This window comes from Lacrimispora sphenoides JCM 1415, assembly GCF_900105615.1.
GTDB lineage: Bacteria > Bacillota > Clostridia > Lachnospirales > Lachnospiraceae > Lacrimispora > Lacrimispora sphenoides.
Genome location: NZ_LT630003.1, coordinates 3,766,888 through 3,783,712 on the forward strand (window position 1 = coordinate 3,766,888; position 16,825 = coordinate 3,783,712).

Here is a 16,825-nt window from a genome sequence, read left to right on the forward strand (position 1 = left end):
TTCTACTCTCCTTTATCTGATTTTAAAATACAGGCCATAATCTTCTCCTGAGTTGCCTCGGCCGCACTGACCTCTCCCACCATACGGCCCTCATTCATGATATAAATGCGGTCGGACATTCCAAGTACCTCAGGAAGCTCCGATGATATCATGATGACAGATTTGCCTTCCGCAGCCAGGCGGTTGATGATACAGTATATTTCGTATTTTGCGCCCACATCGATTCCTCTGGTGGGTTCATCTAAAATCAGAATATCCGGCTCTGCAAACATCCATTTTGAAAGGAGGACCTTCTGCTGGTTTCCGCCGCTTAAGTTCCCTACATTCTGTTCCACAGAGGGGCACTTGGTCTTTAACTTATCCCGGTAATCCTCTGCAACTGCAAATTCCTTATCCTTATCAATAATGGAGCGGCGGCTGACTGCCTGCATATTTGCAAGGGTCGTGTTGATCTTAATAGGATTTCCAAGGATCAGGCCATTGCCTTTCCGGTCTTCGGTAACATAGGCAAGCTTATGGCGTATGGCTTCCCGGACGGAGTTTAACGCTACTTCCTGCCCTTTGATGCGGACCTTTCCCGAAATATTGACACCGTAGCTCTTTCCGAAAATGCTCATGGCAAGCTCTGTTCTTCCGGCGCCCATCAGGCCGCAGATTCCTACGACCTCTCCTTTCCTCACATAAAAGGAGACATCATTTACTACCTTCCGGTCCGAATACAGAGGATGGCAGGCATTCCAGTGCTCCACCTCCATGGCTTTTTCACCAATTTCCACGTCTTCCCGCTTGGGAAACCGGTCCACCAGTTCCCGCCCTACCATGCCTTTGATAATACGGTCCTCGGTAATGGCATCTTTTTTCCTGTCCAGTGTTTCTATGGTTGAGCCGTCGCGGATGACTGTGATCTTATCCGCCACATAGGCAATTTCATTCAGTTTATGAGAAATAATGATAGAGGTTAATCCCTCTGATTTAAATTTCAACAAAAGCTCCAGAAGCGCTTTGGAATCATCTTCATTTAAGGATGCTGTAGGCTCATCCAGGATCAAAAGCCTGGCATCCTTTGCAAGTGCCTTTGCAATTTCCACCAGCTGCTGCTTTCCCACGCTGATATCCTTAATTAAAGTATGGGAAGATTCCATAAGTCCCACTGTATTTAAGTACCGGTCCGCCTCTCCATAGGTTTCATTCCAGTTGATCGCGTACCTTTTACCCTTTTCATTTCCCAGATACATATTTTCAGCAATCGTCATATAGGGGACAAGAGCCAGCTCCTGATGAATGATGACGATTCCCTTTTGTTCACTGTCACTGATACGGTTAAATTTGCAGATCTCTCCGTTATAAATAATATCTCCCTCATAGGTGCCATAGGGATAAATGCCGCTGAGCACGTTCATCAAGGTAGATTTGCCAGCTCCATTTTCACCCACCAGGGCATGGATCTCACCTTCCTCTACCTGAAGGTTTACATTATCCAGAGCCTTAACGCCTGGAAATGTCTTGGTTATGCTCTTCATTTCCAAAAGTATTTTTGCCAAGAATATCCCTCCCTTGCCGTCATTTCTTAAGGACGGCCTCTCTATCTGTAAGAAGCCGTCCTCATAAGAAAATAATTTCTATTACTTTAACTGGTCTTCCGTGTAATATCCGGAAGTAATTAACATATCTTTATAGTTGTCAACCGTTACAACCACTGGGTCACACAGATAAGTTGGGATAATTCCGGTTCCGTTATCATAGGATTTGGTATCATTGATCTCGGCTTCTCCTCCCTGCATAACGGAATCCACCATTTTTACTACCTGAGAAGCAAGGGTACGGGTATCCTTAAAGATACTCATGGACTGTTTCCCCTGAAGCATGTTCTTTACATTGGCAATATCGCAATCCTGCCCGGTGATGACCGGGTATTTTCCGGTATAGGAAGAAGCAAGGGCATTCTCCACGCCAAGAGCGGTGGAGTCGTTGGAGCAGAGGACTGCATCCAATACAGTTCCGTCGGAATAGTTACCTGCGATAATGGTATCCATACGATTCTGGGATTTCTCTGAATCCCAGTTAGCGGTTGCTACCTGCTCAAAAGCAGTCTGGCCGGATTTTACTACAAGCTTTCCGTTGTCAATATACTTTTTAAGGACATCCATGGCTCCGCCAAAGAAGAAGTTACAGTTGTTATCCGCCGGATCACCGGTAAACAGCTCGATGTTCTTAGGTTCCGTTGCCTTCTCAAGATCCAGAGCTTCTACCAGATACTCACCCTGTTTTTGTCCGACTTTATAGTTATCAAAGGTAGCATAATATGTAACTGCATCAGAGTTCATAATCAGACGGTCGTAGGAAATAACCGGAATTCCCATGGCTTTGGCCTGGCTTAAAGGCTCTCCCAAAGAGCTTCCGTCAATAGAAGCAATGACCAATATCTGGCAGCCGTTGGAGATCATGTTCTCCACCTGGGATACCTGGGTCTGGACATCATTGCTGGCATACTGTAAATCTACCTTATAGCCGGCATCTTCCAGTTCCTTCTTCATATTAGTTCCATCCTGGTTCCATCTCTGCAGATCCTTGGTGGGCATGGCGACTCCGACTAAGGTTCCATTCCCCTTCGTTGCTTTTGTTTCCTCTGCCTTGGTCTCAGCTTTGGCAGCTTCTGTGGTGGCTGCTGCAGTTGTCTGTGTTTCTTTGTTCTCCGGTGCAGAACTTTTAGAGCTCCCGCATCCGGAAAGCATTCCTGCCGTTAAGGCAAGGGCCATTGCAGCCGCTAAAAATTTTCGTTTCATGTTTCTCTTCCTCCTCCAATTTTTGTTTTTGCTGACAGTTTTATCTTAACACGAATAGAACAGGACTTGTTTGCGAATCATTAGCACTGATTAATCCAGAAAAAAAAATGCCCTGGATGCACAGGACTTTTTCGAGTCAAGAAAATGCTACTGATGCTGGCATAGCAATTGCTGTAAACAGAGAGGAAATTAAGACTTAAGGTTGCAATTTTTCAGACATCTTGTTAAAATAGGAATGGTATAAGTTTTTCTTATAGTCTCATTGAAAAGATATGGTGGTTAAATGGAAATCAGGAAATTATCTTATTTTATTTCAGTTGTAAAACATAAGAATTTTACAAAAGCTGCCCAGGAACACCACATGGTGCAAACAGCGATGAGCCGCCAGATTGCATCGATCGAAGAAGAATTGGGAGTCGTTTTGCTAAAACGTAACAACAGGACTGTTTTACTTACATCTGCCGGAGAAGTTTTTTATAACAAGGCTTTAAAGGTAATAGATCTGTACAATGATATGATCTCCCAAACCCAAAAAACGGCTAAGCTGCATCCCAAAGTATTAGAAATCGGCTTTGGTCATTATGAGCATATTTTAATAGCACAAGTAGTTTCTGAGTTTCGAACCCTTTATCCGGATATTGATGTCCTGGTTGCCAAATATAGCTATAACGACCTTATAACATACTTACAGGCAGGAAAATTAGATATCGTCTTCACTCTTCCGTTTAGTCCCGCTTTTGTATCACAGGATGAGACGGTGGTAAAGCAGGTTTTCCCTTCTACGATGTATATCATTGTAAATAAAAAGCATCCCCTTGCTCAGTATGATACCATATCGGCTGATTCACTTAATGATTGTACATTAATTACTTTAAGTGAAGATTCAGGTCCCTGCTCCCTGGATATCTTAAGACAATTTACGATGACGGCCGGTCTTAACATCAATAATATTATTAATGCAAATAGCCTGGAATCACAGATATTAATGGTAGAATCCGGGCTTGGTGTGGCATTCTTACCGAGTATTTGTACCAAGCATTTAACACCGAATGTGAAAGCGATTAATTTAAAGGATTTTGATCCTGGTAATTTTGTTGCCATGTTCCAAAAATCCAATGAGAATCCTTTTATAAATATTTTTCTTGGATTGGCTTCTCTAAAAGACAGTTAACATATGTACTAAGGGATATTGCCCGACTAACCTGGTTAGTTTTGCAATATCCCTTTTGATTTTTATGCCTTATTTATTATCCGGCTTTTTAGTCAGGGCTATGCCAACGCATAGGAACAGTCCACCCCATACAACGGAACAGCCAACAATCATCATAACCAATGCAAATGGATTCATAGTAATTCCCCCTTAGTTATTCAATTTCAACTTGCCATGGACGCTTACAGAACACAATGGCAACACCGATCATAAGCACAACAGTTCCCCAGCCAAACACAACATTAGACATCAAGGTTACAGAATCCATACCAAACATCTTCATAATACCGGACACAAAATTTGAAATAACGGTAATTCCAAGTAATATTGGCGTAAAATATTTTAGCAAGTAATCCCACCATTTACCGACCTTGAAGTCAGAATACTGATTCGCATCTTCTCTGAGTTTCTCCGTGCCATAAATGTAACTGATTGCAATAACTTCCACCAGTCCAAGAGTCGCAATTACATAGTTTGCCACGTAAGAATCCACAAGATCCAAAATATAGTTGAATCCGCAGTATGTAGCAAAGGTGGCACTTCCAATAAAGCCGGCGATGGATATGATGCCTGTTAGCTTTTTACGTGAAATTTTAAATTTATCCAGGGCTGCGGTATTGAATGCCTCAAGCATAGAAATACTGGAGGAAATACCGGCTATAAATAAGCAGAAGAAGAATAAAAATCCTAAAATGCCTTGAACCAAAATATTTGATGACATGGTTGAAATTGCGATAGGAAATGCGATAAAAGCAACTCCGGCTCCGTTTCCAAATGAGTCAAAGGAAACTCCCTGCTTATTAACCAGAAATCCCAGGGTTGAAAATACGGTAATCCCTGCAATAATATCAAACGAGCTGTTTGAAAGTACCGTGATAAACGAGTTGTTTACGATATCCTGTTTTTCTCCCAGATAAGAGCCGTATGCAATCATAACACCCACAGCTAGTGTGGTGGAGAAAAATACCTGTGCATATGCTGCAACCCATATACTGGGGTTTAAAATTTTAGTAAAGTCCGGTGTAAATAATGCATTTAACCCGATACTGGCCCCCTCTAACCTCATGGAATTAATCATAAATATTATCATTAGAATCATGAGCAGTGGAGTAAATATCTTTGAGGCTTTTTCAATTCCTCCGGAAATTCCCTGCCGGACGATGGCCCAGTTGGCAAACCACACGACAACCACTGCGCCCAGCATATAAAAGCTGAAGCCGCTTGCAAAGTCGAAGGCATTCTGGGCCTGCCCGGTAATAGCACCTAGCAAAGGGCCTGGATTGCTCATCCAGTTTACCATACCGAAGGTATGACCGATACAGTAGATCATGAAGACGACGGATATGGAAATAATGGTGCTGTAGAACATCATGACTACGATCGGTACCATAACCTGTACCCAGCCAATAATCTCAAACTTCTTTTTCAGTTTGGCAAATGCTTTTGTGGAACCGCCACGTATTCTCCGACCATAGGTGTATTCCATGATCATTAAGGGAACGGCACATGTAATAATAGCTACAAAGTATGGAAGGAAAAATGCTCCTCCACCATTTTTATAAGCTTGAAACGGAAATCTCCATAAATTACCTAATCCTACCGCAGCCCCAATTGCTGCAAATAAAAATCCTGTTCTGCTATTCCATTGATCACGCATAGTAAATACCCCCTGGTGTCGGATATAATCTAATATTCGATGGGTTCCAAAGATGCCTGGAAGTGACGTAAAATCGGCGGCTCCCAGGTGATGCGGTATCCTCGCTCAATTTCCGACGCTCTTTGCTTGATTGCGATTAATGCATCAGCCATAATGTCAATATGTGCCTGTGTATAAACACGGCGCGGAATCGCAAAGCGGGTAAATTCAAACTCGGAATGAAGCTGCACTCCGGTATCAGGATCGTTACCCAGCATAAAAGAACCGATGTCACAGGTTCTGATTCCAGCCTCTTTGTAAAGCTCTATTGCCAGCACCTGCGCAGGGAATTCATTATAAGGGATATGCGGGAAAAATTCTGCCGCATCTACAAAGACTCCATGGCCTCCAACCGGGGCTTGGTAAGCGATTCCTGCATCATCTAATTTAGCTGCCAGGTATTCCATCTGGCCGATGCGGTATCTTAAGAAGTCTTCATCGATTCCTTCGTAAAGTCCAATTGCCAGGGCTTCAAGATCACGTCCGGAAAGTCCACCATAAGTAAAAAATCCTTCGAAAGAAATACAGTTAGCTTTCACTTTTAATATAATTGGTGAATTGTCATCCTTTATTCCAATCAGGCCGCCGATATTTACGATGGTATCCTTTTTGGCAGACATCGTAAACATATCGCCATAACTGAAGATTTTATTGACAATTTCTTTAATGGACATATCTTTGCATTCTTCTTCCCGCTGCTTTAAGAAAAAAGCATTTTCAGCGTATCTGGCAGCATCAATATTAAGAGGAATACGATACTTCTTACAGATTTCTGATACCTCTCTCATATTTGCCATGGATACAGGCTGACCGCCTGCCGAATTGTTCGTAATCGTCATTACAACAAGACCAACATTTTCAGCACCCAGTTCATTGATCAGCTTTTCTAATTTAACAACATCCATGTTGCCTTTAAAGGGAGCTCTTACAGAAGGATTTTTTGCTTCTTCTACCACGCAGTCGATGGCTCTGGCTCCTGCTAGTTCCACATGAGCTCTTGTTGTATCAAAGAACATATTGGAAATAGCATATTTGCCCTTGGAAAGGAAAATAGGAAAAAGTACCTTCTCTCCAGCGCGGCCCTGGTGAACCGGCTGTATAAAATCATAACCGAATATATCTTTACCGGCGTCAAATAATTTATAGTAACTGGATGAACCGGCGTATGCTTCATCACCCTTCATAACGCCTGACCATTGGTCATCACTCATAGCATTGGTTCCGCTATCGGTTAAAAGGTCAATATAAACATCTTCGCCCCTTAACCCAAACATATTATACTTAGCCTCTTTGATCTTTTCAATACGTTCCTCTCGAGTTAACATTTTAATTCGTTCTACCATTTTAATTCTAAACGGTTCTGGAATATACTTTACAGCCATGATTGTTTTCTCTCCTTTTTGCTTTTTTGTATATTTTTGATATAGTTTTATTTTAATACAATACCATTTGTTTGTAAAATGACTAAAAGGAGTGGCATAACAACAATTCTATTATGATATATATCCAAAAGACTTGTTTGATCAGATACTGAATGTGCATCCCAGGAGATACCCATGAGGGATTATAATAAAAAAGCACTGAATGCTCAGGACTTTTTCACAACAAGAAAGCACTACTGCTGTTTCACATTTAGGTAAACATCTTCCTTACCATGGAATCCACCCTGAATGATAACGGAATCCATATTTTCCCTGGTAACTGCAACCGGCTTTAACTCAAGACTTGGAACATCATAAGTTCCATCGTCAATGGTCGTTACAATTCCCACCAAAGGCTCTCCCCTGCCAAGCTTCACCGCGTATTCCGCTGCGATTCTGGCCTCTTCCTCCACGGATTTAAAAGCCGTCATATTCTGGGTTCCTTCCACAATCCTCTGACAGGCCATCAGATCCCCATCCTGGCCCACCAGACAGACCCTTCCTGCCATCCTGTCCTCAGATAAGGCACGGAAAACCTGAGTTGCCAGATCGTCGTTTCCGCACATGATCCCCTTCACATCCGGATGCTCTTCCAGCGCTTCTTTGGCATAGTCAAAGGCATGCTCGGAAAGCCAGCCCTCACAGTTGCTTTTATAAACCACTTCCAGATTTCTCCCCTTTATTACCGAATCAAACCCCTCCCGGACCAATGCCACATTATAATCCGTTTCAGGACCCTGGATCATAAAAATCTTACCTCCCTCAGGAATGTCTCTTACCAGGCTTTCCGCCATGAGTATTCCGACCTCCCTGTTGTCAAAAGATATGTACATATCGCTGTCCGCATTCTGGATCAGGCGGTCATAGCTCATGGTCTTGATCCCCGCCTCTTTTGCCTTTTTCATAACATCGGATAAAGCTTCACAGTCCCCTGCCACCACTACGATTACATCCATCTGCTTTTTTATGAAGTACTTTATCTGTTCGATCTGTTCGTTTACATCCCCGTTTGCATTTTGTACATTAACCTCTGCCCCAAGTTCCTTTGCGGTTGATACAAAAACATCCCGGTCCCTGATCCACCGCTCGATCACAAAGGAATCAATGCTTAACCCGATCTGTAAGGGCCTATCCCAGGCCTTTGCCGATACCTCGGTCTCTGCCTCTGCCTTGGTATTTACACAGCCTGCCGCCAAGGTACAGCAGAGCATCACCACCAGTAACAAACTCCCTCGACCCATTTTCATAACACTTACCTCTCCCTATATTCGCTTGGCGTCATCCCTTCATACTTTTTGAATATCCGGCTGAAATAATTGGGATCGCTGTAGCCGGACATGATACATACCTCCTTAATGCTGTATCTGGAATCCTCCAGAAGACGCCTGGCGTTCTTAATCCTGGTTCTGGTTACATACTCGATAAAGTTCTCTCCCACCTCCTGCTTAAATAATTTACTGAAATAATAAGGACTTATGTCAACCATTCGGGAAGCATCGTCAAGAGAAATGTCCTTTGCATAATTCTCATCAATATAACTCTTGACCCTGGAAACCACATTTTCATACTCCTTCTCCCTGGAAGTGCTGATGTTTTCGCATATCTCCCTTGTCTTATTTAAAAACCAGCGCCTTAGCGCATCCGTATCGGGGGCTTCCATCAGTTCTTCTAAGTAGTTCTCCCGATAACGGAAACCATAACGGACATTCCCTGCTTCAAAGGCCCTTCTCTCAAGTCTCATGACCAGCTCCAGTATCTTTACCTCAATATTGGACCTCACATTTCCGTCATGAGCCAGCATCCAGTCAAAAAATTCACCGGCACAGGACAATGCTCCTTCCCGGTCCGCCTTTGTCCCCCTTTGAAGGTACTGGTTTTCTAAGTCCAGGGGATATTCTCCGTCATAATCAGCCACCGCCGGGATGTCCGTGATATGCACTACATGGCTGTCGCTGTCCCGCAGGGATTTTAAGGCCTCTTTATAGGAGTCTCTGATCCCTTCCAGAGGTTTTACAGAACCGATCCCTCCCCTGCATTTGATATCCGTGGTGCTTTCCAGCTTATGGATCATATTCCGGGTCCTTGTAATGATTTCCACCCGCTCCTCATACCGTACTTTTTCCTGTTCAAAGGATAGGAAAAGTACCAGCCGGTTTCCCATGGCAGGCCCCATGACACAATCAAAGTAATCCTTAACAATCTCTCTGACCATGGGATAATACTTATTCACCCGGACGCTGACCCCTATGGCATTGGTCATGGTCCCTCCCTCAATGCTGTCCCCGAATTCCAGAATAATCATAAAGCCATAAGGGCTTTTTATGTCCAGCATTTCAATGTATCCGTTCTTAGAAAGCTCTAAATCCTCTTGAAGCACACTGTAGATGAACCCGCTTTCGATCATGGGAATTACGATCTCAAGCTTTTCCCTGATCTTTAAATCATCGCTTAACTTCTGTCTGGCCTCCTCCACCTGGTGCATGGCCTTTACGCACACATCCAGGATTTTCTTTTTATTGACCGGCTTCATGATAAACTCCATGACTCCTAAGTTCACCGCTTCCTGGGCATAAGAAAATTTATCATAGGCTGTTATGATAATGAATACAACGGAAGGATTGAATTTACGTACCTCCCTGATTGCCTGGATCCCGTTTAATCCAGGCATCTGAATATCCACGAATGCAATATCCGGCCGGAAGGAGCCGGCCTGCTCAATGACCGCCCTGCCTGTTTTGACACAGACGATCTCACAATCACTGCCGAAATTGGACTTTATGATATGACTGATGGATTCCAGCATGATCCCCTCATCATCAGCTACCAGTATGCGAAACATGTACATTTCCCCCTCTTTTTGGAATCCTTAATACCACAGTGGTTCCTTTATCCTTCCCATCACTGAACATATGGAAAATACCGTCATCATTATAATAAAGCTCCAGCCGGGATATAACATTGCGAATACCGATCCCGGTAGAATTCTCCCCTTCTGCGGCTTGTCCACCGGCCAGGATCCTCTCAAGAGTTTCCATTTCAAGTCCGGCCCCATTATCCCTGATGCGGATTTCTATTTTCTCCTCATGATTCTCCACGGTCAGATAAATTTCTCCCGGCCGTTCGATATTCCGGATCCCATGGTTCACCGCATTCTCCACCAGGGGCTGTAAGATCATGCTGGGAATGGAAAAATCCATTGCCTCCTCATCGATCTTTGAATGATACCGGATATCCCCTGCAAAACGGACATTCAATATATAAACATAGTTCTCCACTGCCTCTACCTCTTCACGGATGGTGGCATCCCTCGAACCCTTTTTTACATTATAGCGAAAAAAATCCGCCATCTTTTCCATAAATACCGAAGTCTTCTCTGCATCCTCCATCATGGCTAACTGGACGCCGGCGTTCAAGGAATTAAAAAGAAAGTGGGGATTGATCTGGGACTGAAGATACTTTAACTGGGCTTCCTTTAAGTGGTTTTCCATTAAAAGCTCCCGCTCCTTCATCTCCTGCTCTTTTTCCGCGCTCTCCTTAATCTTATTCACATACTCGTCCAAACTGTCCACCATTTGATTAAAGGTTCCTGTTACGATCCCCAGTTCATCTCCGGTACCTAAGGACGGTACCTTTACGTGGAAATTCCCCTGCCCTACAAGCTTTGCCGTATGGGCTAAATTGGTGAGCGGTGTAACGATATCCTTTGTCATCATCATCATGACCGTCAAGCTTATGACCATTACGATCATTAAGATCACAGTACTTATAACCTCCAGATACTGAAGGGCTGCCTGCAGAGTCTGATAGCTGGCGGAATTGTTTTTAAACTGCCGGCTGTTTAAGACTGAAATGTCACGGTTGATAAACTGGTAAAGCTTTAAAGCCGATTCGTAGGAGCTTTTGTATTTTTCTACATTCTGCCCCCTCTTGGCCTGTACTGTCTCATCCGTGATAGCCAGATAACTGTCCGACATGTTGCGGATATTTTTTTCCAGGATCTGAATCTGATTATCCGTTACCGTAACATTAAGCCCCTCTAACAGCTTCCTGTAATCCTGCTCCGCCCGGTAATAATCGGTTAAGGACTCGGAATCCTTTACCTGTAAGTATTTGTACATGAAATTCTGTACATCGGAAAAAACATCCGACAGCTCATTGAGATTCACATTGCTTATGTATACAGAATTCATACGCTCTACCATCTGGTTGATCTGGGCGTAGATGAATAAATTGCTGGCAAAAAGCGTGGCTGCCGTTACCGCAACTTCCAAAAACAGCTTGCGGGCAATCGGTAAATTTTCCCATAGGTGTTCCCATTTATTTTTCATAGCCGCTCCACTAATTACTCATGAAATCTGACGTATTTTCCTTTGTTACAAACTGCAGGTCCACACTGTAAAAGGAATTGGTCCTCCCGTCATGTATGGATTCGGTAAGAGCCTGCACGCTGAATTTCCCCATCTGGTCGGTGTCAATGTAAAGGGTCATGGCCATCGTTCCCTTTCTTACTGCCTCTAAGGCTGCCTTTGATTTATAATAACCGATGACCTGAGTCTTACCTACGCTGTTATAGTCGATGACCGCCTGATACACGGCCTCCGTATCCACCTCATCCATGCAGACAATAATATCCGGGGGACCCTGGGGGTTCTGAAACAAATTACGCACAATTTCCTCAGCTTCAAATGCCCGTCCGGACGGAATCTTGATCTCTTCCACCTTAATCCGGTCCGCAGTTTCCTTTGAAGTGACCATCCGGTTGTTGATCTGATTAAAAATCTGGGACTGGTTGCTGTCAATGGAATTATCATGAAGGAGCATCATCACTCTGGCCTTCCGGGAATCCTGGGGTAATATCTTTAAAATCTGATTTCCGTATTCCTGCCCCAGCTCATAGGAATTAATTCCAACATAGCTTTTCCGGTCCGTTGCAGGAGCATCGTTTAATATCGTTACCACAGGTATTCCTTTTGCAGCCGCTTCATTGATCCGCTCTTCCAGCTTCTCTTCTCCCGTAAATTCCAGCAGGATCCCATCTACCTTTGCCGCTATGCTCATGTCCATAAAATCCACAGCATTATATTCCGATGACTGATTCCTTCCTTTAAGCTCCACATAAGCATCGTGTAAGGCTGCTTCTTTCCTTACACTCTGGTACACGTCATTCCAGAACTGAGAATCCAGGTCATTGATGATCATGACATAATGGTATCGGTAGGTTCTGGTATTTTCCGCATGTTCTACCCCGATTCTTTTTAACACGAATCCGTAAAAGGAGGCGGTCAGAAGCGTAAGAAATACGATACTGGACAATCCCCCCAGAACCAGCAGCAGCAGGCTTTTCTTTCTGTTATCCATGGTTATCCCCTTTTTCATATAGCACTAGAACCATTATACTAAATCACAGGGAAAAAATAAATGGAAAAGAGTCCGGATTTTTACCGGACTGACAGAAAGGTTATCATAATTTGTTAATTTTTTAATTATTTAAAAATATGTCTTGCAATTAATTTTTAATTAACCTATCTTAATCTTAAGGATATCCTTTACAACTTAAAGGAGGAAATTATATGAATCAAGAAAAAATGAAAGAGATTGAAAAGACGATTAACAGTGACTATAGCAATATCGCGGGCATACTTGTACAAAAAAACGGCATAAAATTATATGAAAACTATTTTAATGGATATACCGCCGATAACGCAGTTCATGTGTTTTCGGTGACAAAGAGCGTATTTTCTGCATTGATTGGTATCGCCATTGATAAGGGACTTATCAAAAGCGCAGACCAGAAGGTATTAGATTTTTTCCCGGATTACGCTGTTAAAGCAAGCGAAAAAACAATACAGGGCATTACGCTTAAGAATTTGCTTACCATGACGGCCCCATATAAATATAAGTCTGAGCCATACGAAGAGTTTTTCGCAAGCGATAACTGGGTAAATTCCGCCCTTGATTTATTGGGAGGCGAGAAACATACAGGAGAATTTATGTATTCTCCTATCATAGGTACACATATCTTGTCAGGTATTCTTGTAAAAGCAACGGGGCAGCCGGTACTTGATTTTGCTGCGGAACATTTATTCTCTCCACTGGGAATCAAGGTTACGCACAATGTGGTACTACGCAATAAAGAAGAGCATATCGCCGTTATGAATGATAAGAACACCAGCGGCTGGGTCGTTGATCCACAAGGGATAAACACGGCAAGCTGGGGGCTTTTCCTGACGCCTGAGGATATGGCAAAAATAGGTCAATTGTATCTAAACGGTGGAAAATGGGAAAACAAACAAATCATATCAGAAAAATGGATAGAAGAAAGCACAAAGGAGCATATCAGATTGGATCGGCTGTCTTATGGCTACCTGTGGTGGATATTTGATAATAAAGAACCTGTCTATGCAGCTTTGGGAGACGGGGGAAATGTAATTTACATCAATACAAAGAAAAAGATGGTTGTTTCTATCGCTTCTCTTTTCATGCCGGACGCTAAGGACAGGATAGGGCTGATTATGGAGTGTATTGAACCAATATTTGAGGACTGAGTATAACGAACACCCATGCTCAGCATGATAACCCAAATGTAGAGTACAAGGTGTAACTGCTCCCTACTAAAATAACCATATAATAAAAAATAGGCTCAAAGTTGAGCCTATTTTTTAACAGCATTGCAGTCTGGCTTTTAACCAGGCTGCATTTCTCAATGTTTATCTTTCTTTTTTCCAATATTCCTTGTTCATAGTAAAGCTTAAAACCAGCCCCTTGGGCAGGCTGCGATACCGTTTTCCCATAAGATATCCCATGTATTTAAAACCACTCTTTACAATTACTCCGGGAATGAGCCATGGCTTTTTTACCTTTAAAAGCCAGGCGCAGGTCTTTTTCACAAGACGGATTCCCTCGCCTTCCGAGCGGATTCCCTCAAACACCTCCGGGTGGTCGGCCTGGGATACCGCAAGATCAAAATTCCGCTTAAACTGGGCGATGCAGCCGTAATTATGAGAATGATACACGTTTGCATCGGCTGCATAGGCTACCGCCTGCCCCCGGTGTCTTACTGCATTTCCCGCATAAATCATATCCTCATTAAAAATAGTCCGTTTAATAAATCTGCCGGCCTCCATAAATGCAGCCCGGTCATAGGCGCAGCAGACGTTGGAGGCAAAAAAGGTCTTGATTCCCAGCTCCTTTAGGTCTCCGCCTGTTTTCACCCGGCTTTGTTCCGGATAATTAAAGGAACGGGTATACTGCTCCGCCAGGGCACAGTCTGGATTCGGCAGCTGCCTTCCATAGGCCATGACCACCTTTTCTCCGCCTTTTCCTGTCTGGTCAAGGCCTCTTACCAGCGCTCCTATTAAATTCCCATCGGCCGGAACTGCATCATCAGTCATAAATACCATAATATCTGCCTCAGAATAACCGGCTCCCTGGTTTCTGGTGCCGCCATGGTCAAATTCCTCTTTTGTCACATGGTGTACTTCCAGATTGGGGACCCAGCCATATTCCTCATCCTTCCAATAGGACCGTTCCGTGTTCATGATGATGATCCGCCGGATAGGATATGACTGTTCCCCAAGGCGTTTCAGCAAAAGCTGCAGCTTTTCATCAGGTCTATATACGGGAATAATCACATCTACCGATTTTTCCTGCCTTTTTTCTTCCATTGCAATTTCCTACCTTCCAGTAAAATACTCCGCAAGCAGCCGCCAAGATCAAGCGAGCTTTCATCTGGCTCGTTGCCTTCGTATGAATCAATAGCGCAGACACGCCGTGGAACAGATGCGTATCAGGGCATAGATGCTCACAAAGCATTCCAGATACCATGCACTTTTCCTTAAATCCATGTTTATAACCAGGCGTTTATCAAATACAACTAACAGCACGAGGGGCAGCAGAGGGATAAAATACCTTCCCTGGACACCCGTTATATAGGTAAGCTCCCGTGGCGTCCAGCCTAATAGCATGGAGGCAAGAACCAGACAGGCACTTAAAAACACCAGAATGACCATCCAAAGCTTCTGGCAGCCAGACATCGGAGCTTCTTCCCCTTCTCTCCTTATCACGCTGACAAAGAGCACATACCACAAAATCATGAGACAGAAGGGGGGCACGGTCAGGTTAGGGTCCAAATTGCCCAGAAATCCTCCAAGCATGGTAGTCAGATAATAATCAAACTGGGTCACCATAGTTTCATAATATACTTGAAAGATGCGATAGGGGTGTTCCCATACATCCTGCAGCGTATATCCTGCTGCTTCACTCCAGCCCACATAGCTTTCCGTTGTGGTTGCCCACGCAGATAGTACCAGACGGTTTACCAAAAACACCGCCAAAACAACTGCAGTTATAACGCTTATGACAGAGATCCAATAATTCCTTTTTGACTTAAACTTAGAAGAAGGAATAAACAGGCAGATCCCAGCCACCGGCAGATAAACGATCTTTCCAGGCTCAAGAATGATCAGCAAAAGCGCCAGAAGAACCGTATCCTTTACGGTCACTTTCTCTTTCTCAAAGGCTAAATAAAAGCACCAGGCCAGAAAAAGCATGGACAGACCGATAAAGGCCGTATCATAGGAAAAGGAAGCTGCCAGATGAAGGGTCATGGGAAGACACGATACCGCCATGAGAAGCTCTTTTTTAAATGGCATGATCCTCACAGCCAGGGCTGCCATACCTGCAAAAGCAAGAAGATTGAACAGCCTGCCAAGATATACCAAAGGGATGTATCCCAGATGGAGCAGCCTGGCAAGGCAAATCCCAAGGGCCTGGGGTAAGTAAACCACAGGCGTAGTGTTCACCGGTATTTCATAACGGACCGTCATTCCCTGGCTGTTATCAAGGGAAAACATCTCCTTAAGAACCAGGTTATATGTGGCCCGTCCCACATTGGTATAAAGTCCGGGAGCATCATCGCCGCTCCGTACCAGAACATTGGCTCCCCGGCTGATCCTCTCCTTTTCCTCCTCTGTTGCATGGGAAAGAAAAGAGTCATCTGCCACCGCCGGTTTTCCCATAAGCTGGCTGGAGAGCCGGTAAGCGCTGGTAAAATGGGCCGCTTCATCGGGCGTTGAAAAGGGGGTCAGAACCAGCATGTAAAACAGTCCAAGAATTACCACGGTCCCCGGATACAATAAGAAGGAGGGAGTCTTAACTATCCACAAAGCTGCTCCCAAACACGCCAGAAATCCACATCCGAACACGATGATCCACCAGTAAAAGCGGCGGACTGCCTCAAATTCCGGTGAGGGGATTCCCACAATGGTTTCCTCATAGGTTTTTATAAAGAGAAAGGCGAGAAATAAACAAGTTCCCGCCGTAAGCCACAATCCCTTTTTATTCAGAATGAGCTTCATGATGACCTTCCTCCTTTTCCCTGGCATCTTCCCGGTCCAGAGCAAGCATCTGGATCAGCTCCGTCATCTTCCGCTCCAGCTGGGATATTTTGACAGACTGGAAGAAAACCTTTACCAGCAGGATAAATATCATGAAGGTAAAGATAAAATTAGCGGTGGAATAGGTTCCCACCATCCGGGAAATGAAATCAGCCAACGGAGGGAATAAGCTGAATACCACCAAAAGCAGGGCAAACATCACCCAAAAGATGGAATCCTCAATCTTCATCTTAGAATGGCGTATTCTTCTAAGTACATAAAATGTAAGTAATATGGAAACGCATATCAGTACGCAGCGAAGCAAAACTGTCATGTTCGTT

The 16,825-nt window shown here is 43.9% G+C and carries 14 protein-coding genes; 2 read left to right on the top strand and 12 right to left on the bottom strand.

What is annotated here, in order from left to right; all coding sequences use genetic code 11:
- Positions 1-2: 2 nt before the first annotated feature.
- Positions 3-1,541 (bottom strand): multiple monosaccharide ABC transporter ATP-binding protein, encoded by a 1,539-nt coding sequence (mmsA, locus tag BMX69_RS17065; RefSeq protein WP_054790219.1) that lies wholly within the window; start codon positions 1,539-1,541, stop codon positions 3-5.
- Positions 1,542-1,622: 81 nt separating this feature from the next.
- Positions 1,623-2,783, bottom strand: coding sequence for a multiple monosaccharide ABC transporter substrate-binding protein (gene chvE / locus BMX69_RS17070; protein ID WP_100043013.1), 1,161 nt, complete (start codon positions 2,781-2,783; stop codon positions 1,623-1,625).
- A gap of 283 nt (positions 2,784-3,066) precedes the next feature.
- On the opposite strand from chvE, the gene BMX69_RS17075 reads away from it, so the two are divergent.
- Positions 3,067-3,954: a LysR family transcriptional regulator gene (locus BMX69_RS17075; protein ID WP_100043014.1), complete on the top strand. Its 888-nt coding sequence runs from the start codon at positions 3,067-3,069 to the stop codon at positions 3,952-3,954.
- A 69-nt stretch (positions 3,955-4,023) separates the two neighbouring features.
- On the opposite strand, the gene BMX69_RS24185 is transcribed toward BMX69_RS17075, so the two are convergent.
- From BMX69_RS24185 to BMX69_RS17105, 7 genes are all read right to left on the bottom strand, one after another.
- The gene (locus BMX69_RS24185; protein ID WP_115639905.1) at positions 4,024-4,131 is read right to left on the bottom strand and encodes a methionine/alanine import family NSS transporter small subunit; all 108 of its coding nucleotides are present in this window, start codon (positions 4,129-4,131) and stop codon (positions 4,024-4,026) included.
- A 16-nt stretch (positions 4,132-4,147) separates the two neighbouring features.
- Entirely contained in the window at positions 4,148-5,650 is a 1,503-nt protein-coding gene (locus BMX69_RS17080; RefSeq protein WP_054790216.1) for a sodium-dependent transporter, read from the bottom strand.
- Positions 5,651-5,679: 29 nt separating this feature from the next.
- Positions 5,680-7,071: a tryptophanase gene (locus tag BMX69_RS17085; RefSeq protein WP_100043015.1), complete on the bottom strand. Its 1,392-nt coding sequence runs from the start codon at positions 7,069-7,071 to the stop codon at positions 5,680-5,682.
- Positions 7,072-7,304: 233 nt separating this feature from the next.
- Complete coding sequence (locus BMX69_RS17090; RefSeq protein WP_100043016.1) at positions 7,305-8,357, bottom strand: sugar ABC transporter substrate-binding protein; 1,053 nt, start codon at positions 8,355-8,357, stop codon at positions 7,305-7,307.
- A gap of 5 nt (positions 8,358-8,362) precedes the next feature.
- Positions 8,363-9,949 (bottom strand): response regulator transcription factor, encoded by a 1,587-nt coding sequence (locus BMX69_RS17095; protein ID WP_100043017.1) that lies wholly within the window; start codon positions 9,947-9,949, stop codon positions 8,363-8,365.
- Entirely contained in the window at positions 9,927-11,438 is a 1,512-nt protein-coding gene (locus tag BMX69_RS17100) for a sensor histidine kinase (RefSeq protein WP_100043018.1), read from the bottom strand. Before BMX69_RS17100 ends, BMX69_RS17095 begins: the two co-directional genes overlap by 23 nt.
- 10 nt (positions 11,439-11,448) lie before the next feature.
- Entirely contained in the window at positions 11,449-12,468 is a 1,020-nt protein-coding gene (locus BMX69_RS17105; protein WP_054790215.1) for a substrate-binding domain-containing protein, read from the bottom strand.
- A gap of 212 nt (positions 12,469-12,680) precedes the next feature.
- Here BMX69_RS17105 and BMX69_RS17110 point away from each other — a divergent pair, with 212 nt between their 5' ends.
- Positions 12,681-13,655, top strand: coding sequence for a serine hydrolase domain-containing protein (locus BMX69_RS17110; RefSeq protein WP_100043019.1), 975 nt, complete (start codon positions 12,681-12,683; stop codon positions 13,653-13,655).
- Between the two features lie 162 nt (positions 13,656-13,817).
- Here BMX69_RS17110 and BMX69_RS17115 read toward each other — a convergent pair whose 3' ends face one another.
- The 3 genes from BMX69_RS17115 to BMX69_RS17125 all read right to left on the bottom strand — a co-directional run bounded on the left by BMX69_RS17115 (position 13,818) and on the right by BMX69_RS17125 (position 16,818).
- Positions 13,818-14,774: a glycosyltransferase family 2 protein gene (locus BMX69_RS17115; protein WP_054790214.1), complete on the bottom strand. Its 957-nt coding sequence runs from the start codon at positions 14,772-14,774 to the stop codon at positions 13,818-13,820.
- A gap of 87 nt (positions 14,775-14,861) precedes the next feature.
- Positions 14,862-16,466, bottom strand: a complete 1,605-nt coding sequence (locus BMX69_RS17120; protein WP_100043020.1) for a DUF2142 domain-containing protein — start codon at positions 16,464-16,466, stop codon at positions 14,862-14,864.
- Positions 16,447-16,818: a DUF2304 domain-containing protein gene (locus BMX69_RS17125; protein ID WP_038277537.1), complete on the bottom strand. Its 372-nt coding sequence runs from the start codon at positions 16,816-16,818 to the stop codon at positions 16,447-16,449. The genes BMX69_RS17120 and BMX69_RS17125 overlap by 20 nt, the downstream gene beginning before the upstream one ends.
- Positions 16,819-16,825 lie beyond the last annotated feature (7 nt).